This window comes from Mesorhizobium sp. WSM3862 (genome assembly GCF_002294985.1).
Classification (GTDB): domain Bacteria; phylum Pseudomonadota; class Alphaproteobacteria; order Rhizobiales; family Rhizobiaceae; genus Mesorhizobium.
Map to the genome: position 1 here is coordinate 476586 of NZ_NSGE01000004.1, position 21391 is coordinate 497976.

General features: G+C 64.5%; 18 protein-coding genes and 1 pseudogene. 7 read left to right on the top strand and 12 right to left on the bottom strand.

Going from position 1 to position 21391, the window contains the following annotated elements; genetic code table 11:
* Positions 1–1398: an NAD(P)(+) transhydrogenase (Re/Si-specific) subunit beta gene (locus CK224_RS14670; RefSeq protein ID WP_095782246.1), complete on the top strand. Its 1398-nt coding sequence runs from the start codon at positions 1–3 to the stop codon at positions 1396–1398.
* A gap of 76 nt (positions 1399–1474) precedes the next feature.
* Here CK224_RS14670 and CK224_RS14675 read toward each other — a convergent pair whose 3' ends face one another.
* The 3 genes from CK224_RS14675 to CK224_RS14685 form a co-directional block, all read right to left on the bottom strand.
* A complete protein-coding gene (locus tag CK224_RS14675; RefSeq protein ID WP_095782247.1) occupies positions 1475–2392 on the bottom strand; it encodes a hypothetical protein in 918 nt (305 codons plus the stop codon).
* 218 nt (positions 2393–2610) lie between these two features.
* Positions 2611–5082 carry a DNA topoisomerase (ATP-hydrolyzing) subunit B gene (gyrB, locus tag CK224_RS14680; protein ID WP_095782248.1) on the bottom strand — a complete coding sequence of 824 codons (2472 nt, stop codon included), beginning with the start codon at positions 5080–5082 and terminating at the stop codon, positions 2611–2613.
* Between the two features lie 247 nt (positions 5083–5329).
* Entirely contained in the window at positions 5330–5911 is a 582-nt protein-coding gene (locus tag CK224_RS14685) for an NADPH-dependent FMN reductase (RefSeq protein ID WP_095777000.1), read from the bottom strand.
* A 180-nt stretch (positions 5912–6091) separates the two neighbouring features.
* On the opposite strand from CK224_RS14685, the gene CK224_RS14690 reads away from it, so the two are divergent.
* On the top strand, positions 6092–7462 hold the full coding sequence (locus CK224_RS14690; protein ID WP_095782249.1) for a cytochrome P450: 1371 nt from the start codon (positions 6092–6094) through the stop codon (positions 7460–7462).
* Between the two features lie 26 nt (positions 7463–7488).
* On the opposite strand, the gene CK224_RS14695 is transcribed toward CK224_RS14690, so the two are convergent.
* The 7 genes from CK224_RS14695 to CK224_RS14725 form a co-directional block, all read right to left on the bottom strand.
* Positions 7489–8472, bottom strand: coding sequence for a complex I NDUFA9 subunit family protein (locus CK224_RS14695; protein WP_095777001.1), 984 nt, complete (start codon positions 8470–8472; stop codon positions 7489–7491).
* Between the two features lie 158 nt (positions 8473–8630).
* On the bottom strand, positions 8631–9083 hold the full coding sequence (locus CK224_RS14700; protein WP_095782250.1) for a DoxX family protein: 453 nt from the start codon (positions 9081–9083) through the stop codon (positions 8631–8633).
* A 379-nt stretch (positions 9084–9462) separates the two neighbouring features.
* Entirely contained in the window at positions 9463–10464 is a 1002-nt protein-coding gene (locus tag CK224_RS14705; RefSeq protein ID WP_095782251.1) for an Ldh family oxidoreductase, read from the bottom strand.
* Positions 10465–10580: 116 nt separating this feature from the next.
* Positions 10581–11390 carry an ABC transporter permease gene (locus tag CK224_RS14710; protein WP_095782252.1) on the bottom strand — a complete coding sequence of 270 codons (810 nt, stop codon included), beginning with the start codon at positions 11388–11390 and terminating at the stop codon, positions 10581–10583.
* On the bottom strand, positions 11390–12055 hold the full coding sequence (locus CK224_RS14715) for an ABC transporter permease subunit (protein WP_141245817.1): 666 nt from the start codon (positions 12053–12055) through the stop codon (positions 11390–11392). The genes CK224_RS14710 and CK224_RS14715 overlap by 1 nt, the downstream gene beginning before the upstream one ends.
* 201 nt (positions 12056–12256) lie before the next feature.
* The gene (locus CK224_RS14720; RefSeq protein ID WP_067003384.1) at positions 12257–13051 is read right to left on the bottom strand and encodes a transporter substrate-binding domain-containing protein; all 795 of its coding nucleotides are present in this window, start codon (positions 13049–13051) and stop codon (positions 12257–12259) included.
* 55 nt (positions 13052–13106) lie between these two features.
* Positions 13107–13922 carry an ABC transporter ATP-binding protein gene (locus CK224_RS14725; protein WP_067003385.1) on the bottom strand — a complete coding sequence of 272 codons (816 nt, stop codon included), beginning with the start codon at positions 13920–13922 and terminating at the stop codon, positions 13107–13109.
* Between the two features lie 211 nt (positions 13923–14133).
* Here CK224_RS14725 and CK224_RS14730 point away from each other — a divergent pair, with 211 nt between their 5' ends.
* The 4 genes from CK224_RS14730 (at position 14134) to CK224_RS14745 (ending at position 18321) form a co-directional block, all read left to right on the top strand.
* Complete coding sequence (locus tag CK224_RS14730) at positions 14134–15006, top strand: dimethylarginine dimethylaminohydrolase family protein (RefSeq protein WP_095782383.1); 873 nt, start codon at positions 14134–14136, stop codon at positions 15004–15006.
* Complete coding sequence (locus CK224_RS14735) at positions 14976–15647, top strand: TetR family transcriptional regulator C-terminal domain-containing protein (protein WP_095782254.1); 672 nt, start codon at positions 14976–14978, stop codon at positions 15645–15647. Before CK224_RS14730 ends, CK224_RS14735 begins: the two co-directional genes overlap by 31 nt.
* Before the next feature lie 201 nt (positions 15648–15848).
* Positions 15849–17429, top strand: a complete 1581-nt coding sequence (locus tag CK224_RS14740; protein WP_095782255.1) for a 5-guanidino-2-oxopentanoate decarboxylase — start codon at positions 15849–15851, stop codon at positions 17427–17429.
* A 184-nt stretch (positions 17430–17613) separates the two neighbouring features.
* Positions 17614–18321, top strand: a complete 708-nt coding sequence (locus CK224_RS14745; protein ID WP_067003394.1) for an SDR family NAD(P)-dependent oxidoreductase — start codon at positions 17614–17616, stop codon at positions 18319–18321.
* A gap of 77 nt (positions 18322–18398) precedes the next feature.
* Here the strand turns inward: CK224_RS14745 and rpsA are convergent, their stop codons facing one another.
* Together rpsA and CK224_RS32510 are read right to left on the bottom strand one after the other, a co-directional pair.
* A complete protein-coding gene (gene rpsA / locus CK224_RS14750; RefSeq protein ID WP_095782256.1) occupies positions 18399–20096 on the bottom strand; it encodes a 30S ribosomal protein S1 in 1698 nt (565 codons plus the stop codon).
* Positions 20097–20299: 203 nt separating this feature from the next.
* Positions 20300–20401 (bottom strand): annotated as a pseudogene (locus CK224_RS32510) (cytidylate kinase); the annotation flags it as partial.
* Between CK224_RS32510 and CK224_RS14755 the strand changes: the two are divergent.
* Entirely contained in the window at positions 20393–21388 is a 996-nt protein-coding gene (locus tag CK224_RS14755) for a bile acid:sodium symporter family protein (protein WP_245425936.1), read from the top strand. The pseudogene CK224_RS32510 and the gene CK224_RS14755 sit on opposite strands and share 9 nt — an antisense overlap.
* Positions 21389–21391 lie beyond the last annotated feature (3 nt).

Here is a 21391-nt window from a genome sequence, read left to right on the forward strand (position 1 = left end):
GTGACCGTCAATCTCGCTTCCTTCCTCTATCTGGTCTCCGGCATCCTGTTCATCCTGGCGCTGCGCGGCCTGTCGCATCCGACCACCAGCCGACAGGGCAATCTCTACGGCATGATCGGCATGGGCATTGCCATCGCCACCACGCTGGCACTGGCGCTGCCCTCGGCCGGCCGCTTCGGCCTGATCGTGCTGGGGCTTGCCATCGGCGGCGGCGTCGGCGCCTATGTGGCGCGCCGCATCGCCATGACCTCGATGCCGCAGCTGGTCGCCGCCTTCCACTCGCTCGTCGGTTTCGCTGCCGTCATGGTGGCGGCGGCCGCCATCTACGCGCCGGAAAGCTTTGGCATCGGCACGGCCGGCGACATCCATGCCCAGGCGCTCATCGAGATGAGCCTCGGCGTCGCCATCGGCGCCATCACCTTCACTGGCTCGGTCATCGCCTTCCTCAAGCTCGACGGCCGCATGTCCGGCAAGCCGATCATGATCGGCGGCCGCCACCTGATCAACATCGCGCTTGGCGTAGCCCTCGTGGTGCTGATCGTGCTGCTCGTCACCACCGAATCCAAGCTCATCTTCTGGCTGATCGTCGCCGCCTCGCTGGTGCTCGGCGTGCTTCTGATCATCCCGATCGGCGGCGCCGACATGCCGGTCGTGGTGTCGATGCTGAATTCCTATTCCGGTTGGGCGGCGGCGGCGCTCGGCTTCACGCTCGGCAATCTAGCGCTGATCATCACCGGTGCGCTGGTCGGCTCTTCCGGTGCGATCCTGTCCTACATCATGTGCAAGGGCATGAACCGCTCCTTCGTCTCCGTCATCCTCGGCGGCTTCGGCGGCGAGACGGCTGCGGCTGCCGACGACGGGATCGAGCGCACCGTCAAGCAGGGCTCGGCCGACGACGCCGCCTATCTGATGATGAACGCGCAGAAGGTCATCATCGTGCCGGGCTATGGCATGGCGGTGGCCCAGGCCCAGCACGCGCTGCGCGAGATGGCCGACAAGCTCAAGGCCAATGGCGTCGAGGTAAAATACGCCATCCATCCGGTCGCCGGCCGCATGCCCGGTCACATGAACGTGCTGCTCGCCGAGGCCAATGTGCCCTATGACGAGGTGTTCGAGTTGGAGGATATCAACTCCGAATTCGCGCAGGCCGATGTCGCCTATGTCATCGGCGCCAACGACGTCACCAACCCGTCCGCGCGAGATGACAAGAGCAGCCCGATCTACGGCATGCCGATCCTCGACGTCGACAAGGCCCGCACCTGTCTCTTCGTCAAGCGCTCGCTGGGTTCGGGCTATGCCGGCATCGACAACACGCTGTTCTACAAGGACGGCACCATGATGCTGCTCGGCGACGCCAAGAAGATGACCGAGGAGATCGTCAAGGCTTTTGATCACTGATCCGGCTCGCCATCTCAAAGACCGAAAAGCCCGGCCGTGAGCCGGGCTTTGTCTTTCAATTACCGGATGGTTCAGTCTAGCCTTTGGACAGGAAAAGCGCCTCGTCTTCGTCGCGCTGCTTGCCGCCGAGAGCTGCGGCAGCGCTGGCGATGAATGCGCCGATGACCAACGCCAAGGCGCCGATCAGGGCAAATGAGGCCGTTGCCTTCCTGGCCGTGTCTGCCGCCTGCTTGGCCTTGGTCTTAGCCTCCTCCACCTTTGCAAGCACCGCATCGACACGGGCCTTTGCGTCAGCTTCCGGAAGGCCTGTGCGGGCAGTCACAAGCTGCGCCAGGTAGGTCTTGTCGTCGGCCGACACCTCACCGGCGGCGGCACTTGCGAACAGGATGCGAGACGCTTGCGCCGTGGTCGCCGCGTCGTTTTGCGGATTGGCGGCTGCAAGCTTGCTCGCATCCGCCGGACGGAACAGCGTGTCGACGAAATAGGATGTCGCATTGTCAACCGAGGCGCCGTTTGCGTTTGCCGACGCGCCTGCCGAGGCACCCATCGCGGCGCCCGACGCGACAGTGGATGCCGCCTGCACGCCCGTCCCCACTGCAGCCGACAGGACCGAGCCGAGAACACCGGCGACAAGCAACGTGGCCAGCGCCCAGGCAAGGAAGCCGTGGGTGGTGTCGCGGAAATAGACCTCGTCAGTGTGGACGCCAACCCATTTGGTCCGCAACCGCCCGGCAAGATAACCGCCTAGGCCCGCCGACAGCCATTGCACGACGATCAACCAGGCGCCGGTGGTAGCCGCGAAGGTGGTGACCGAAGGATTCGACGCGGACCAGGGCGAAACCATCGTCAGCCCGAGTCCTGAGCCGAGCAAGGTGAGGATGAGAGTCAAAGCCGAGGCTGCGAAAGCGCCAGCGATGATCGGCCCCCAACTGACGGCGGTGGCGGAGGATTCTAGCGTACCGGGAGCATCGGTTGCCGATAGGGTGGGCTGCATCGAAGCCTCCTAGCGGGCAAAAAGCATAATGAGAATGATGATCGGAATCGGAACCCCGAGCAACCAGAGCAAGATACCGCGGCCCATCGAAACCTCCTGAAACAAGTTGTGATCGATCTGTCACAATGTTTCAGGAGACCTTCTGTTCCGGTCGGATCACCCCATCCGCCACGGACGGCGGACCGACGGCAGGCTGAGAGGGCCGATTGGCACGGTCCTCAAATATCCAGATTGGCCACCGACAGCGCATTGTCCTGGATGAACTCGCGCCGCGGCTCCACCTCGTCGCCCATCAGCCGTGAGAACAAGCTGTCGGCGTCGGTCGCGTCGGCCACCTTGACCTGAAGCAGCGAGCGCACATTCGGATCCAGCGTGGTTTCCCAGAGCTGTTCGGCGTTCATCTCGCCAAGACCCTTGTAGCGCTGCATGGTCAGTCCCTTGCGGCCCGCCGCGAACACCGCGTTGAGCAGCGCCAGCGGTCCGGAAAGGAGCTCGGAAGCCTCCTTGCGGCGCAGCGTCGGCTGCTCGCCATAGACTTCCGCCAGACGCGCTGCATAGCGGTCCAGCTGGCGCGCATCGGCCGAATTGATCAGCCCGGCATCGAGCTGGACCGCGTCCTTGACGCCGCGCACGGTGCGTTCGAAGACATAGCCGCCCGACCCGTCATTGGAGGTCGACAGCCGTCCGCTCCAGCCGCGCTCGGTCTCCTCGGCGATCATGTCGAGCCGCCTGGCGACGTGTTCGGCCATGGCGGTGGCGCGGCCGAGATCGGCGAGCACGTCGGCGTTGAGCGCGCCGGCGATCGCCGCCTGCTCGACGACACTGCGGTTGTAGCGCGTGTGCAGCCCGTTGATCAGGTGCCGCACCGCCAACGCGTCGTCGACCGCGCCGCGCAGGTCCTGTCCGGTCCGCACCTCGCCGGAGGCGAGCGTCAGTGAAGCCTCTTCCAGCCCGGACTCGATCAGATATTCCTCGTAGGCGCTTTCGTCCTTGAGATATTGCGAGCTCTTGCCTCGCGTCACTTTGTAGAGCGGCGGCTGGGCGATGTAGAGATGGCCGCGCTCGATCAGCTCCGGCATCTGCCGGAAGAAGAAGGTGAGCAGCAGCGTGCGGATATGGGCGCCGTCGACGTCGGCGTCCGTCATCAGGATGATCTTGTGGTAGCGCAGCTTGTCGGCGTTGAACTCGTCCTTGCCGATCGAGGTGCCGAGCGCCGTGATCAGCGTGCCGATCATGTCGGAGCTGAGCATGCGGTCGAAGCGCGCCCGCTCGACATTCAGGATCTTGCCCCGCAGCGGCAGGATCGCCTGGTTCTGGCGCGAGCGCCCGCCCTTGGCCGAGCCGCCGGCCGAATCGCCCTCGACGATGAAGATTTCCGATTTCGCGGGATCGCGCTCTTGGCAGTCGGCAAGCTTGCCGGGCAGCGAGGTGACGCCGAGCGTGCTCTTGCGGGTTATGTCGCGCGCCTTGCGCGCGGCTTCGCGCGCGGCGGCCGCCTGGATCACCTTCTCCACCACCACCTTGCCTTCGGTTGGATGCTCTTCCAGCCAGGTGCCCAGCGCCTCGTTGACCAGGCTTTCCACCACCGGCCGGACTTCCGAGGAGACCAGCTTGTCCTTGGTCTGCGAGGAGAATTTCGGATCCGGAACCTTGACCGACAGAACGGCCGTCAGGCCTTCGCGGCAGTCGTCGCCGGTCAGCGAAACCTTTTCCTTCTTGGTCTGGCCGGAGGACTCGCCATAGCCGGTGATCTGCCTGGTCAGCGCGGCGCGGAATCCGGCCAAATGCGTGCCGCCGTCGCGCTGCGGGATGTTGTTGGTGAAGGCCAGCACATTCTCGTGGTAGCTGTCGTTCCACCACATCGCCACCTCGACGGTGATGCCGTCGCGCTCGGCGCGAATGGCGATCGGCTTCTCGATCAGCGGCTTCTTCACCCGGTCGAGATATTTCACGAATTCCTCTAGGCCGCCGTCATAATGCAATTCGTGGCGCACGAGGTCGGCATGGCGCGCGTCGGTCAGCACGATGCGCACGCCGGAATTGAGGAAGGCGAGCTCGCGCAGCCGGTGCTCGAGCGTGTTGTAGTCGAATTCGACCATGGTGAAGGTTTCGGCCGACGGGAAGAAGGTGATCTCGCTGCCGCTGCGGCCTTCATAGGTCCCCGGTCGCTTGTCCTGCTCGTAGGTGCCGGTCACCTTCAGCGGAGCGTCGGCATTGCCGTGCGTGAAGCTCATCTCGAAGATTTCGCCGTTGCGACGGATCTTGAGCTTGAGCCATGCCGAAAGAGCGTTGACCACCGAGACGCCGACGCCGTGCAGGCCGCCCGAAACCTTGTAGGAGTTCTGGTCGAATTTGCCGCCGGCATGCAGCTGGGTCATGATCACTTCGGCCGCCGAGACGCCCTCGCTGGGATGGATATCGGTCGGAATCCCGCGGCCATTGTCGATGACGGTCACCGAGCCGTCGGGGTTGAGCGTCACCGAGACGAGGTCGGCATGCCCGGCCAGCGCCTCGTCGATGGCGTTGTCCACCACCTCATAGACCATGTGATGCAGGCCCGAGCCGTCGTCGGTGTCGCCGATATACATGCCCGGCCGCTTGCGGACGGCATCCAACCCCTTCAAAACCTTGATAGAATCGGCGCCATACTCGGCTTCCGCGCCAATGGCGCTTTCGGTCTGATCGCTCATAAATACCTGTCTGATTGATGTCGCTGATCCGGCGCGGAAAAATGGTCCCGAATCGCGCCGTTTTGATGTCCTAGATATAGGCGCAAATGGCCGTTTTTCCAAGGTTTGCAGGCGTTTTGCCGGCTTGGCGAGCGGCCGTTGGCAGGCCGGGCGCGATATACCGGGAAGCGCGGTGCGGGCAGCGGGCTATGCCGGCGTGAAAGCCGCGCCCGAGCGCGGCCTTGCAACAGTCACATCGGGGCGTCTGCTATTCCGCCCGGAGGCCGGCGCGCAGCGCCTTCAGCGCCTCGCTCCAGCGGAACAACTCGTCCAGCATGGCCTTGGCGCCGCCCAGCACCTGCTCGCTCGGATGATACGCGCCCTCCTTGTCGAGCAAGGTCCTGTAGGAAGGCAGCGCCACGCCTTCCGGGATCGGCATGACGCCGACGGAGGTCAGCAGCGGCTTCAGCGCCTGTGCCGCGCGCAGGCCGCCGGACACCCCGCCATAGCTGAAGATGGCGGCGGGCTTGTAGCGCCACTCCTTGAGCAGATAGTCGACGGCGTTAACAATCGCCGGAGCGGCGAAGTAATTGTATTCCGGCGCCACGAAGACGAAGGCGTCGGCGGCGTCGATCGCCGTCGACCAGGCCTTGGTGTGGTCGTTCTCGTATTTGCGCAGGCGCGGATGATGCGGCTCGTCGAGCAGCGGCAGCTTGAAGGCGGCAATGTCGGCGAGCGCCGGCTCGAACTTGCCGTGCTCGCGCGCGAACCCCTCCAGCCACTCGGCGAAGATCGGTCCGGCCCGTCCCGGTCGCGTGCTGCCGATGATGATGCTCAACTGGTGCTTCACGGGTGGCTCCTCGATTGACGGTATCCGTTGGCGACTAAAGGAACCGGTCACCGTCAACAAGCAGCCATCGAAGGGCGCCGTTCACATTCAGGCGAGGCGGTCTCTCCATGGGCTTTCCGTTCGGTCACATGGACGCCCGCTTTGCCGCGCATTACATTTGCCGTCGTAGCGGAGCATCCGATGGACACAAAGCCCGCCCCCTTCGTGCCGCCTGCGCCGAAGCCGCGCACCCAGCCGCCCTCGACGCTGGAGATGATGCGCATCGTCTACCGCAACCCGCTCGAGCTGTGGGGCGAGCATACCTACAACGAGCCCTGGATCTCGGTGACCGGTATCGGCGGGCCGCTGGTCATCGCCAACGATCCCGGCCTCATCCGCCACGTGCTGGTCGACAACGCCAGGAACTACAAGATGGCGACGGTGCGCCAGCTGATCCTGCGCCCGATCCTGCGCGACGGCTTGCTCACCGCCGAGGGCGAGGTGTGGAAGCGCTCGCGCAAGGCGATGGCGCCGGTGTTCACGCCGCGCCACATCTTCGGTTTCGCCGAGCCGATGCTGAAGCGCACGCTGGAATTCGCCACCCGCTACGAGGCCGGCGGTACGACCGACGTCGCCCGCGACATGACGATGCTCACCTATGATATCCTGGCCGAGACGCTGTTTTCCGGCGAGATCGCCGGCGAGCCCGGCAGCTTCGCCAAGGAGATCGACCGCCTGTTCGAGACCATGGGCCGGGTCGATCCGCTCGACCTGTTGCGCGCCCCGGAATGGCTGCCGCGGCTGACCCGCATCCGCGGCCGCAAGACCATGGCCTATTTCCGCAACATCGTTGCCAACACGGTGAAAATGCGCGAGCAGCGGCTGAAGCGCGATCCCGACGGCGTGCCGCAGGATTTCCTGACGCTACTCCTGAAAGCCGAAGGGCCGGATGGCCTGACCCGCGCCGAAGTCGAGGACAACATCATCACCTTCATCGGCGCCGGGCACGAGACCACGGCGCGCGCGCTCGGCTGGACGATCTACTGTCTCGCCGAAGCGCCCTGGGAGCGCGACAAGGTCGAGCAGGAGATCGATGCGGTGCTGGCGCGCGAGCCCGATCCGACAAGATGGCTGGACGCCATGCCGCTCACGCGCGCCGCCTTCGAGGAAGCGCTGAGGCTTTATCCGCCGGCGCCCTCGATCAATCGCGAGCCGATCGAGCCGGAGACCTGGAACGGCCTTTATATACCGAGATACGCCGCCGTGCTGGTGATGCCCTGGGTGGTGCATCGCCATCGCAAGCTATGGGACAGGCCGGACGCCTTCATGCCGGAGCGCTTCCATCCGGAGAACCGCGAACGGATCGACCGCTTCCAGTATCTGCCTTTCGGCGCCGGGCCGCGCGTCTGCATCGGCGCCAGCTTCGCCATGCAGGAGGCGATCATTGCTTTGGTTATCCTGTTGTCGCGCTTCCGCTTCGACGTAACGTCGCAAACCCGGCCATGGCCGGTGCAGAAGCTGACCACGCAGCCGCAGGGCGGCCTGCCGATGCAGGTTTCCCGCCGCGCCTGATCGGCACGCGTCCGATCGGGAACAGTCTACCGGTCGGCGATCGGCCGGCGCTGCTGGAACTGACCGGCGGCGCGGAAGCGCCAGAGATAGCTCGGCAGGATCGCGGCGATCGCCTGCGGCTGGATGCCGAGGCCGTTGATCGTTCTGTTCGCCTTGGCGGCGGCTTCCGAGACGACGTTGTGCTCGCGCAGCTGCAGCACCTGGTCCTTGGTCAGCAGCGGATTGGGCAACAGCTGCAGGATCGAGGCCTGGATATTGGCCACCCACCACGGCACCGGCACCAGGAGGCGTCTGCGGTCGATGACGGCGAGCAGCTCCTGCATGCATTCCTTGAAGGTCAGCACCTGCGGGCCGCCGAGCTCATAGGTCTGGCCACGCTCGACCTTGCCGTCGACCGAGCGTGCCACCGCCTCGGCGACGTCGCCGACATAGATCGGCTGGAATTTCGTCTCCCCGCCGCCGATCAGCGGGAGCACGGGCGAGAAGCGCGCCATGTTGGCGAAGCGGTTGAAGAAGGCGTCCTCGGGTCCGAAATTGATCGAGGGCCGCAAGACGACGGCGTCGGGCACCGTCTCGAACACCGCTTTCTCGCCGAGAGCCTTGGTGCGCGCATATCCCGACGGCGAGTTGAGGTCGGCGCCGAGCGCCGATATATGGGTGAGGCCGGCGCCGACCGATCGCGCGGCCTCGGCGACGGCGCGCGCGCCGAACTCGTGCACGGAGCCGAATTTCTGCCGGCCGCTCTCATGCAGTATGGCGACGAGGTTGACGACGTGGTCGGCGCCCTGAACGGCGCGGTCGACCGACCAGCGCACGCGCACATTGGCCTGCACCGGCTGGATCTGGCCGACATTGCCGAGCGGCTGCACATGGCCGGCAAGGTCGGGCCGCCGGCAGGCGACCCGGATGCGATAGCCGCGCTTGGCGAGCGCGCGAACGACATGACGGCCGACGAATCCCGAGCCGCCGAACACGACGACGAGCTTGGGGGTCTGCAGGATTTCTGTCATGGCTGGCTCCGCGCGCAAAAGCTTGGCTGAGCCGCTTCTTAATCCGTTTCGCGTCAAAGGCAAAGAGCGACCGGAGGTCGCCGCCGCCTTGTTTTTGAGCAATTCCAGGAAAGTGTGGAGCGGTTTTCCTTGCCGAATTGCGTCAGGGTAAAAGCCGCTCAGAACGCCTTGCCGATACGCTTGTCGACCGAATGCCGGTTGCCGCCGCGGATGACGAAGAAGGCGAGGATTGCCGCCCAAAGCAGCGATTTTTCTGCGCCCGAAAAGCCCTGGCCCATGGTGACCCAGTGGAACCATACCGTGACCAGAAGCACGATCAGGCCGGCGAAAGCGGCCGGGCGGGTGACGAGGCCGATGGCAATCAAAATGCCGCCGAAGAATTCGGTGCAGGCGAGCAGCGGCGACCAGAAGACGCCAGGATAGAAGCCCAGACCTTCGACCATTTCCGTGGCGCCAAACGGATTGACGATCTTCTGCGAGCCATGAATGGCGAGGAAGGCCCCGGCGACGGCGCGCAGCAGCGTTTCGGCCGCATTGTTCAGCGTCGCATAGAGTCCGCCTAGGGCCGGAACGATAAGCCTTGTTCGGGACGTGTCGGTGCTGGCGAACATGCGGTCTCCTTTTTGCTGATTTGACGGACGCAAAGGCGTCCACTCCGTCAAATAGGATAAACCTGACGAACTTTCGCATGTTTTATTGCCGCAGTGAGAAACAGAAAACCCCGCCGAGGCGGGGTTTTCCGGGCAGTGAGCGCACCGAAACAGGGTCCAACGAGGCGGCCTGACCTGAGACGGTATCAAGGCGGCGTGAAGCAAGCACGCCCGCCCCGGCCCTGGACGCCCGGCGCGACGGCCGCCAATCGCAAGCCGCGACCCAAGCCACCCTTTTGCGGCTTGCGATGTGGGGTGCCGCTGATGGGTCGCTGCCGGGCTAAGAAAGGTCAAAGCGGCGCGAAGCAAATGCGCGCCTTGTTGCCGGGCGATGCCTCGATCAGGCCGAGTAGCGTTCGGCGAATTCGGAAATGCGCTGCACGACCGCCTTCGGGATATCGACACCGCGCGCCGTCGCCTTTTCAGCGGCCTCTGCCCGGGCACGGCCAGGGATGTGCACGCCGTAGCGCCGCCGCAGCCGGTCGAGCTGGTCCTTCATGCGCTGCTCAAAATCCGGATCGACCAATTTGGGCTCGATAGCGAGCACGAAGAGCCCGGTTCCGGGGCTGTCCGGCCCGCCGGAGAACCAGGGTGCGTCGAGCGACCAGTTGGCGCCGGAAATCCCCGCCGCCAGCACCTCGACCATAAGCGCGATGTTGGCGCCGCGCTGGCCGCCGAAGGCGAGCATCGCGCCCTTCATCGCCGCCGCCGGATCGGTGGTCGGGTTGCCGCTGGCATCGAGTGCCCAGCCCTCGGGGATCTTCCTGCCGTCTTCCGCCGCCTTGCGGATGTTGACGAAGGCGGTGGCGCTCGACGATTGGTCGATCACCAAAGGCGGCCCGTCCGCGGCGGGCGCGGCAAAGGACATCGGGTTGGTGCAGTAGACCGGCTTGACCGAGCCCGAGCCTGCAAGCACTGCCGGCCCGTTGGTGGCGGCGAACGAGACCAGCCCCTGCGCTGCCAGCCGTCCGGTGAAATAGCCGAGCGCGCCGCAGGTATAGGCGTTCCTCTGCGAGAAGATGGCGACGCCGAACAGCCTTGCTGCCTTGACGAGGTCATCGATAGTCCGATCGAAGCCGGTATGGGCAAGCCCGCCGCGCGCGTCGGAGAGGTAGACGGCCAGCGCCGGCCGGGTGACGACCGGATCGGCATTGCCGTCGATGCGGCCGTCCTCGATCGCCTCCAGATAGTCGATGAAATGCGACAGGCCGACCGCCGACAGGCCTTCTGCTTCCGCCGCGATGATCGAGGCAACCAGCGACTGCGTCGCTTCTTCATTGGCGCCGGCGCCGAGCGCCGCCATGCGGCAGAGCCCTGTTGCCTGGTCGAGAGTGAGTTGCATCGGAGCCGTCCTGAGGGAGTAAGGGAATAAGGGAGTAGGGGGAAATTGTGGAGCAAATAGCGAATGGGGACGGAAATGTGAATGCGGATCGTGGCTGAACACTCCCCTACTCCCCTCTAGCCGATCTTGACCGGAATCCGGGCCTCGATGCGGCTGAAGATGAGAACGAGGATGCCGGTGATGGTCATGTAGATCAGCGCCAGCAGCAGCAAGGGCTCATAAGTGAGATAAGTGTCCTGCCGCACCTTGGACGAGACGGCGAAGATATCGATGACGCTGATCGTCGCCACCAGCGGCGTCGACTTGAGCTGCAGCACGGTTTCGCCGGTCAGTGTCGGCAGCGCGCGGAAGAAGGCCTGCGGCAGCCAGATGCGGTGGAAGATCTTGAAGCGGCTCATGCCGAAGGCGCGCGCGGCTTCCAACTGCCCTTTCGGCACGCCGGCGAACGCGCCGCGCATCACCTCGCCTTCATAGCCGGCGAATGACAAGGTCAGCGCCAACACGCCGTAGGGCCAGGCTTGCCTGAGATAGGGCCACATCCAGGACTCGCGAATCCATGGATATTGCGGAAAAAGCGATCCAAGCCCGTAGTAGAGCAACCACAGTTGCAGCAGCAGCGGCGTGCCGCGGATGATGGTGCAGAAGATCTTGGCCGGCACGGCGAGCCAGAACGGCCCACCGGCCTGCGCCAGCCCAAGCGGCACGGCCAGCATAAAGCCCAGCGCGCAGGTCACGACGAGGATCCACAGCGACCGCCAGATGCCGAGCAGCCCCATCTGCCAATATTGCGGCAGCCAGTCCCAGCGCATGAAGAAGGCCGCGCAGAGGACCAGTCCCAGCGCGATTAGGATCAGCACGATGCGGTGCGGCCTGAGCCAGAGCGAGGCACGCGCCGCCATGTTGATCGCGGTCGCTTCGGCCGACATCAGCGCGCCTCTTTGATGGAAGGCATGCCGCGCCGCGACCAGGCCTCGACGCGGCCGATGATCACGTTGGAAAACAGCGTCAGCGCCAGATAAAGCGCGCCGGCAGCAAGATAGAAGACCAGATAGGCCTTGGTGACGCCGGCCGCCTGACGCGTCGCGAGCGTCAGTTCGAAGAAGCCGACGACGGCAAGCAACGCGGTGTCCTTGGTGGCGATCAGCCAGAGATTGGCAAGGCCGGGAATGGCGAAAGGCAGCATTGCCGGCAATGTTATGCGCCTCAACATCAGGCCGGGCGGCATGCCATAGGCGCGGGCGGCCTCGATCTGGCCTTGTGGGATGGATAGGATGGCGCCGCGGATGACTTCCGTCGAATAGGCGCCCTGCACGACGCCAAGGACAAAGATGCCGGCGGCCAGCCCGCTGATGTCGACGCGCTGGTAACCCATCGCGGTCAGCAGCTGATTGATGAGATCGGTGCCGGCGTAATAGAGCAGCAGGATCAGCACCAGTTCCGGCACGGCGCGCACCACCGTGGTGTAGACGGCGAGCAGATCGCGCGTCACCGGTCCGCCGTAAAGCTTGCCCCAGGCGCCGCCGGTGCCGATCAAAAGGCCAAGGCAGGTGGCGCCGATGGCGATCTCGATCGAATGCAGCAATCCGACCAGCAGGGTGCCGCCCCAGCCGGGCGGCACGGGCGACAGGAGTTCGATGATGCCGGCCGCCGAGGCCGGAAGAAAGGCATTGATCAGCTTCGCCCCCGAATTGCTGGCAGCCGCCGACCGCAGCGTTCAGCGGCGGGCTTGCGTGGCAAGGTTTGGGCCAAGGGGCATGGCGCTGGCCATGCCCCCAAATATCAAATGGAGGCGTCAGTTCGACTGCGTGGCGCCGCCATAGATGTCGAAGTCGAAGTATTTCTTGGAGATCTCGTCGTACTTGCCGTTGGCGCGGATCGCCTTGATGCCGGCGTTGATCTTTTCCTTGAGCGCGGTGTCTTCCTTGCGCACGCCGGCGCCGACGCCCGGTCCCAGCACCTCGTCGTCCGGCGCGACCATACCCTTAAGATCGCAGCAGGCCTTGCCCTGGTCCGTCTTGAGGAATTCGCCGAGCGCGATGGAGTCGGCCTGCACCGCATCGAGGCGCCCGGCGGCGAGATCGTTGTTGGCCTCGTCCTGCGTCTGGTATTCCTTGATCTCTTGCGCGCCGGTGAAGTGCTTCTTGGCGTAGACGGCATGTACGGTCGACACCTGAACGCCGATCACCTTGCCTTTAAGATCGTCCGGCGTGGCGCCGAACTTCTGATCCTTCGGTCCGATGATTGCTGTCGGCGTGTTGTAATACTTATCCGAGAAGTCGATCGTCTTCTTGCGCTCTTCGGTGATCGACATCGAGGAGACGATGAGGTCGATCTTCTTGGTGGTGAGCGCCGGAATGATGCCGTCCCAGGCAACGGGCGTGATGACGCAGTCGAGCTTCTCCTCGGCGCAGACGGCGTCGATGAAATCGATCTCCCAGCCGACCCACTTGCCCGTCGCGTCCGGCGAGGTGAATGGCGGATAGGGCTCGGCGGCGACGCCGATCTTGACCTGATCGGCCTTGGCCACGCCCATCGCGGCGACGCCGAACAGCAGCGCCGCGGCGAAGGTCTTGAGAACAGTCTTCATTTCAGGACTCCCAGTTTGTTGTCGTTCCCGGTTTTCGCTCCGCTTGACGCCGGCCCTAGCCGACATTGCGGAGGAATTGCTTGAGCCTTTCGGATTTCGGCGCGCCGAACAGCTGTTCCGGCGGGCCTTCTTCCTCGACTAGCCCGTTGTAGAGGTAGACGACATGGGTCGCGACCTCGCGGGCGAATTTCATTTCATGCGTCACCAGCACCATTGTGCGCCCCTCGCGCGCCAGGTCGCCGATCACCTTCAGCACCTCGCCGACCAGCTCCGGATCGAGCGCGGAGGTCGGCTCGTCGAACAGCATGACGCGCGGATTGATCGCCAGTGCCCTGGCGATCGCGGCGCGCTGCTGCTGGCCGCCCGACAGGAATGCCGGGTAGACGTCGCGCTTCTCCGCCAGCCCGACCCGGGCGAGCAGCTTCTCGGCCTGGGCGATCGCCTCGTCGCGCTTGACGCCGAGCACGTGCACCGGAACCTCGATGACGTTCTCGATCAGCGTCATGTGGCTCCACAGGTTGAAGTTTTGGAACACCATGCCGAGTCTCGAGCGGATGCGCTCGATCTGCTTGCGGTCGGCAGGAACCGTATGGCCGTGGCTGTCGGCCTTCAGCTTGATCTCCTCGCCATTGACGCGGATGATGCCGCTGGTCGGGTTTTCCAGGCAGTTGATGCAGCGCAGCAGCGTCGACTTGCCGGAGCCCGAGCCGCCGATGATGGCGATCACCTCGCCGTCGCGCGCCGACAGCGAAACGCCCTTCAGCACATGCAACTGGCCGAACTTCTTGTGCAGGTTCTCGACATGGATGGCTTCGGCGGCGCCGCTCTGCGCTTGGCCGGCTGGGACTGCGGCGGCTTCCACCGCGCTCACCGGGTAACCTCTATAGGGGCGACGGCAGTTCGTCGAACGTCCATCCGGCTCATCAACATACGCTGTACTGTCCCGCTCCTCACTTCAGCATGGACCCGGCAGCGCGAGCCCGTCAATCCCGTTCATTACGGCACTTGCGGCCTTGTTGCGCAAGTGTATAAATAGCCTTTCATGAAATTTTTTCGGTTTTTTTCATCTTAAAAGGGCATTGATGAGCGCTTTCGGATCACAATCCATGGCGGCGCCGCTTCGGCGCGTGCTCATGCGGTCGGCGGCGAACGCCATGCGCGACGCCGACAGAACTCAATGGCACTATGGCCCCGGGTTCAACCCGGCGAAGGCAGCGTCGCAGCACGCGGCCCTTGCTGAACTGGTAGCCGCTTCCGGCGCCGAAATCGAATGGATCGAGGACAAGGCCGACGGCCTTTCGGATTCGGTGTTCACGCACGACCCATCGCTGATGACCGACCGCGGTGCGCTGATCCTGTCCATGGGCAAGCCATTGCGCGCCAGGGAGCCCTCCCTGCATGAGGAAACCTACAGAGGGCTGGGCATTCCGATCATTGGCCGCGTCGAGGCTCCTGGCCAGGTCGAAGGCGGTGATTGCGTATGGGTGGATGCCCGTACGCTGGCGATCGGGCGCGGGGTCCGCTCCAACCAGGAAGGCATCCAGCAGGTTTCGAACCTGCTGACGCCGCTGGGAATTTCCGTCTACGGTTTTGATCTGCCGCTGTGGCAGGGGGAAGAGGCGTGCCTGCATCTGATGTCGGTGATCAGCCCGCTGGCCGACGATCTCGCGCTGGTCTATTCGCCGCTTCTGCCGGCCCCGTTCTATCAGATGCTGAAGGCGCGCGGCATCAGGCTGGTCGAAGGCGACGCCGGAGAATTCGCCGCTTCCAACGGCCTCAGCCTGAACGTGCTGCCGACCAGCCCGCACAAGGTAATTGCCGTTGCGGGCTTTCCCAAGACCAAAGCCGCGATGGAGGCCGCCGGCTGCACGGTTGAGATTTTCGAGGCGGATGCGCTTTGTATCGCCTGCGAAGGCGGGCCGACATGCCTGACGCGGCCGATCCTGCGCCGATGACGGCGCGCCGCAAGTTCCGTCGCGAGGGCGAGGAGCGGCGGCGGCAGGATCTGATCGAAGCGACTCTGGACTGCGTGGCGGAATATGGCCTGCAGGGCGCCACTTTGCGCACCATCGCATTGCGTGCCGGCGTCACCGCCGGCCTGATCCGGCACTATTTCCCCGGCAAGGAAGAATTGCTTCAGGGGGCCTATACGGCGCTGGTCGGCCGCATGACCGAGCAGGCGAAAGCAGCATTGGTCATGGAAGAGGCTTCGCCTCGCCAACGCCTTGCAGCTTTCGTCACCGCCAATCTCAGCGCGCCGATCATCGACCAGCGGGTGTTTTCGCTCTGGGCGACCTTCATCGGCCGTGCCGGTGCGGATCCGACGCTCGCCCGTGCTCACCGCGAAGGCTATCTTGGCTTTCGTAACGAGGTGGAAGCGGTCGTCGCCGAGGTGCTCGCCGCCGAACAGCGCGAACCGGACGCAAGTCAGCTGCGCCGTCATGCCATCGCCATCAATGCGATCATCGACGGGCTTTGGATCGAAGGCTGCCTGGCCGGTGAGATGTTCTCGCCCGGCGAGTTGGCGGCGATTGGCATCAAGGCTGTCGAGGCCGAACTCGGCCTCGCGCCGCTGAAGCAGGATCCCGAAAAGTAGGACCCGGTTTTCGGAGAAAGATCATGCTCAACAAAGGTTAGATCGGGATGGCAATTCAACGAAACGCCATCACGGTCCAGAGCAATTCCAGGAAAAGGTGAGAAGCGGTTTCCCGTCCGGGATTGCGTAACAAACTAAAGAGATAGAGCGGAGGATCACTGTTTCCGTTAAACGGTGATCCGCTCCAAAGGGAGAAAACCAATGACCACGCTCGGCGAAGCGCTCATCACCTTGCTCGAGGCGCATGGCGTCGACACCGTCTTCGGCATTCCGGGCGTGCATACGGTCGAGCTTTATCGCGGCCTGGCGCGTTCGAAGATCCGCCACATCACGCCGCGCCACGAGCAGGGCGCCGGCTTCATGGCCGACGGCTACGCCCGCGCCGGCGGCCGGCCGGGCGTGGCTTTCGTCATCACCGGACCGGGCCTCACCAACACCATCACCGCGATGGGCCAGGCGCGCGCCGATTCGGTGCCGATGCTGGTGATCTCCGGTGTCAATGCCACCGATACGCTCGGCAAGGGTTTGGGCTTCCTGCACGAACTGCCGGACCAGCGCGGCATGATGGAGAAGGTGGCGCTGTCTTCCGAGCGTGTCACCGAGGCCGAGGAACTGCCGGGTGCGCTCGCCCGCGCCTTCGCCGTCTTCTCCTCGTCGCGGCCGGGTCCGGTTCACATCGAGATCCCGACAAACGTCATGGTGAAGCCCGCCGAGGGGCTCGCGCCGGTGCTCGGCAACGCCGCGCCGCCCGCTCCGGACGCGGCGGCTGTTGCCGAGGCTGCGAGGTTGATCAAGGCGGCTCGCCGTCCGCTGATTCTTGCCGGTGGCGGTGCCAAGAAAGCCGACGCGGCGCTGACACGCTTCGGCGAAGCGCTCGGCGCGCCGGTGGTCGAGACCGCCAATGCGCGCGGCCTGCTGCATCGGCACCCGCTCTTGGTGCCGGCAAGCCCCAGCCTCAAGGCGGTGCGCGCGCTGATGGCGGATGCCGATCTGGTGATCGCCGCCGGCACCGAATTCGGCCCCACCGACTATGACGGCTACGGCGATGGCGGCTTCGTGCTGCCGCCGAGCCTCATCCGCATCGATATCGGCGCCGACCAGCTCGCGCGCCGTCCGGTGACGGTTGGCATCCACGCCGATTGTGCCGAGGCGCTTTCTGCCCTGCTGGCTGCACCCGGCGCCGCTCATGTCGCCGCGAAAGACGGCGAAGCCCGCGCTGCCGCAGGGCGAGAGGCCGCGCTGGCGGAGCTGCGGCCAGACTATCTGGCGCAACTGCGCGCGGTGGAGACGATCCGCGACGCGCTGCCCGGCGCCATCATCGTCGGCGACTCGACGCAGCCGATCTACGCCGCCAATCTCTATTACGACCACGACCGTCCGGGCGGCTGGTTCAATGCCGCGACCGGTTTCGGCGCGCTGGGCTACGGTCCGCCGGCGGCGATCGGTGCCGCCCTTGCCGTGCCCGAAGCGCCGGTCGTGTGCCTCACCGGCGACGGCGGCTTCCAGTTCACCTTGCCGGAGCTCGGCGCGGCGCTCGACGCCGAGGCGCCGGTGATCTTCGTCGTCTGGAACAATCGCGGCTATCGCGAGATCGAGGCCTCGATGCTTGATGTCGGCGTCGAGCCGGTCGGCGTGTCGCCGGCGCCGCCGGATTTCTGCAAGCTCGCCGAGGCCTACGGCATCGAAGCCGAGCGGCTGACAGGGGTCGGTGACCTGGCCGGTGCGCTGAAGCGCGCGCGAACTGCCGGCAAGCCGCGGGTTATAGAAATCACCGTCGATTGAAGGTCCTGGCGACCGTCCCATCCGGCCGAGACGCAGCCGCGTCACGTTACGCGGCTGCGTGTCGACGCATGCAAAGACGGGACGCCTGCCATGTCGATATTTCAATTGAGTGACAACGCGAAAGGCGCGACGTTCGAGGCTGGGGCGGCATAACCATAAGAATACGACAGGAGCAGGTCGAAATATGACGGAAACGCTTAACGGCAGGCATGTCGTGGTGACGGGCGGCACCGGGGCGCTCGGCGGCGCGGTTGTCGGCAGGTTGCTGGAGCAGGGCGCGATTTGCCACGTGCCCAATGCGCATGCCGCGGCTCCGCCGCATTTTCCCTACGCGGCTCACGCCAGCGTCCATCTGGCGCACAATGTCGATCTGTCGGACTCCGCCAAGGTCGAGGCCTTCTACCATCAGGTTCCGGAGCTTTGGGCTTCGATCCATCTTGCCGGCGGTTTCACCATGGCGCCGGTCGAAAAGATCGAGACGGCATCCTTTGCCGAGATGATGGACACCAATGCCCGGACCACCTTCCTTTGCAGCCGCGCCGCGGTGCGTTCGATGCTGACGTCAGGCACCGCGGGGCGCATTGTCAACGTCAGCGCGCGTGCCGGGCTTGATCCCAGGCGCGGCGCCGGAATGGTCGCCTATGCCGCGAGCAAGGCGGCGGTCGCCGCGATGACCCAGGCGATGGCCGAGGAGCTGAAGCACAAGGGCATCCTGGTCAATGCGGTCGCGCCCTCGACGCTCGACACGCCCGCCACCCGCGCCGACATGCCCGACGCCGATTTCACCAAATGGGTCAGCCTAGAGGCCGCCGCCGAGGCGATCGCCTATCTCGCCTCGCCCGCCAATCAGGCGATGAGCGGCACGCTGGTGCCGCTCTACGGGCGAGCCTGACCTCATAGATCAAAGTGCAATGAAAAACCCCGCCGGATCGCTCCGGCGGGGTTTTTGCTTTCGGTAAAGAAAGGAGCTTAGTTGCCCTGCTTCTTCAGCGCCGCGCCCAGGATGTCTCCCAGCGAGGCGCCGGAGTCGGTCGAGCCGTACTGGGCGACCGCTTCCTTCTCCTCGGCGATTTCCAGCGCCTTGATCGAGACCTGCAGCTTGCGGGTCTTCTTGTCGAAGGCGATGACGCGGGCGTCGACCTTCTGGCCGACGGTGAAGCGCTCGGGGCGCTGCTCGTCGCGGTCACGGGAAAGGTCCGAACGCTTGATGAAGGTATCGAGGCCGCTGTCGACCAGCCGTACTTCCAGACCGCCATCCTTCACCGCGGTGACCTCGCAGGTAACGACGGCGTTCTTGCGCAGCTCGCCGCTGCTCGCCGCCTCGCCGACCGTGTCGCGGGCCAACTGCTTGATGCCGAGCGAGATGCGCTCCTTCTCGATGTCGACGTCGAGCACCTGCGCCTTGACCATGTCGCCGCGATTGTACTCTTCGATCACCTGCTCGCCCGGACGGGTCCAGTCGAGGTCGGAGAGGTGCACCATGCCGTCCACGTCGCCTTCCAAGCCGATGAACAGGCCGAACTCGGTCTTGTTCTTGACCTCGCCCTCGACCTGGCTGCCGACCGGATGGTTGCGCGCGAAGGCTTCCCACGGGTTCTCCAGCGTCTGCTTGAGACCGAGCGAGATGCGGCGCTTGGCCGGATCGACCTCGAGCACCACCACGTCGACTTCCTGCGTCGTCGACAGGATCTTGCCGGGATGCACGTTCTTCTTCGTCCACGACATTTCCGAAACGTGGATGAGGCCCTCGATGCCCGGCTCCAGCTCGACGAACGCGCCGTAGTCGGTGATGTTGGTGACTGTGCCCTTGATCTTCTTGCCGATCGGGAACTTGGTGCCGATATCCGACCACGGATCGCTCTCGAGCTGCTTCATGCCGAGCGAGATGCGATGGGTTTCCTGGTTGATGCGGATGATCTGCACCTTGACCGTCTGGCCGATGTTGAGGATCTCGGTCGGATGGTTGACGCGGCGCCATGCCATGTCGGTGACATGCAGCAGGCCGTCGATGCCGCCGAGGTCGACGAACGCACCGTAGTCGGTGATGTTCTTGACCACGCCCTCGACAACCTGGCCCTCCTCGAGGTTCTGCACGATTTCCGAACGCTGTTCGGCGCGGCTCTCCTCGAGCACGGTGCGGCGCGACACCACGATGTTGCCGCGGCGGCGATCCATCTTGAGGATCTCGAAGGGCTGCGGGTTGTGCATCAGCGGCGAGACGTCGCGGATCGGACGGATGTCGACCTGGCTGCGCGGCAGGAACGCCACGGCGCCGTCGAGATCGACGGTGAAGCCGCCCTTGACCTGGTTGAAGATGACGCCTTCGACGCGCTCACCCTTGGTGAACTTCTCTTCGAGGCGCACCCAGCTCTCCTCGCGGCGGGCCTTCTCGCGCGACAGCATGGCCTCGCCAAGCGCGTTCTCGATGCGCTCGACATAGACCTCGACGGTGTCGCCGACCTTGAGGGCGGAATCCTTGCCCTTGGCGCCGAATTCCTTCAGCGGCACGCGGCCTTCGACCTTGAGGCCGACATCGATGATGGCCATGTCCTTTTCGATCGCGGTGATCGTGCCCCGGACAACCTGGCCCTCGCCGGAATGGCCGGCGGTGAATGATTCTTCGAGCATGCTCGCGAAATCATCGCGAGTGGGATTTGCAGCTGACATTGTTTCTCCTGGAATGCTTCGCACAACAAGCGAAGCGGGCGCCGTGGGTTAGCGTTGCGTGAGCCTGCCGGCGTTCCGGGCTGAAGAGCCCTCGGCCGCTTAAGCGGCAAGTCCGGCGCATAGAGAATGCTGGCAGGCTGGTTCGTGCCCGATATGGGTATTTTCATCGCCTCCGGCAACGGAAAACACGAGGAAAACCCGCATCAGGCCTTGTTTCTCTTGGCCAGCAGTCTTTGATGGTTAGCCATGGCCGCCAGAAACGCGGTCTCTATAGACACTTCGCCGGTGTCAGGCAAGTGCGCGTCGCGGCGGTGCGCGTGCTCGCCCGAATGTTTTTGCGATTACGCGTTCGCGGTTGCAGTTCTTTTTTGCCGACATGGATTGTCACGGGGAGCATCACCATGCAGTCAAGCGCCACTTTCAACATCTTCCTGCCGGTTGCCCTCGTCATTATCATGCTGGGGCTTGGCCTGTCGCTCAAGCTCCAGGACTTCTTGCAGGTGGTGCTGCGACCGAAGGCCCTCCTGGTGGCTCTTATCGTGCAGATACTGGTTCTTCCCGTCCTTTGCTTCGGCATCGTGTCGGTTTCGGCTTTGCCGCCTGCCATGGCGGTCGGCATGATGCTGCTCGCGGCCAGTCCCGGCGCCCCGTCCGCGGTCCTCTTCACTCACCTTGCCAAGGGCGATACGGCGCTCAGCCTGACGCTGACGGCGATCAGCTCAATGGTGGCGCTGGTGTCGGTGCCATTGATCACCAATTTTTCGCTGCTGCATTTCTATGGCGCCGGGCACGTCATCCCGCTGCCGATCGAGAAATTCCTGCAGTTCTTTGCCGTTGTGCTTGTCCCGGTTTCGATCGGAGTTGCCGTCCGGCACCGCTACACGGCCCTGGCCGAGCGCCTGGAGGGGCCCGTCAAGCTACTGGCGACGCTTTTTCTTGCGGCGGTCGTTATTTTTGCCGTCGTCGATCAGCGGCAGGTTATCGTGACCTGGGGGCCCATTGTCGGCTTTGCCGCCTTTGCCTTCAACGTGGTGAGCATGGCGCTCGGCTACGCCGTTCCGTCGCTGCTGCGCCTGGAAAGGCGGCAGGCGGTCGCCATCACCATGGCAACGGCCATCCACAACGCCGCGTTCGTCATAGCCCTGGCGCTTAGCGAATATCTCCTCAACAACGCCGAAATGGCGATCCCGCCAGCGCTTTATGCCTTGATTGCCTATGTCACCGCGGCGGTTTTCGTAGCCGTCCTGAGCAGGTCAGGCAGACATGCGATCGAAGGCACGATCCGGTCGTGACAG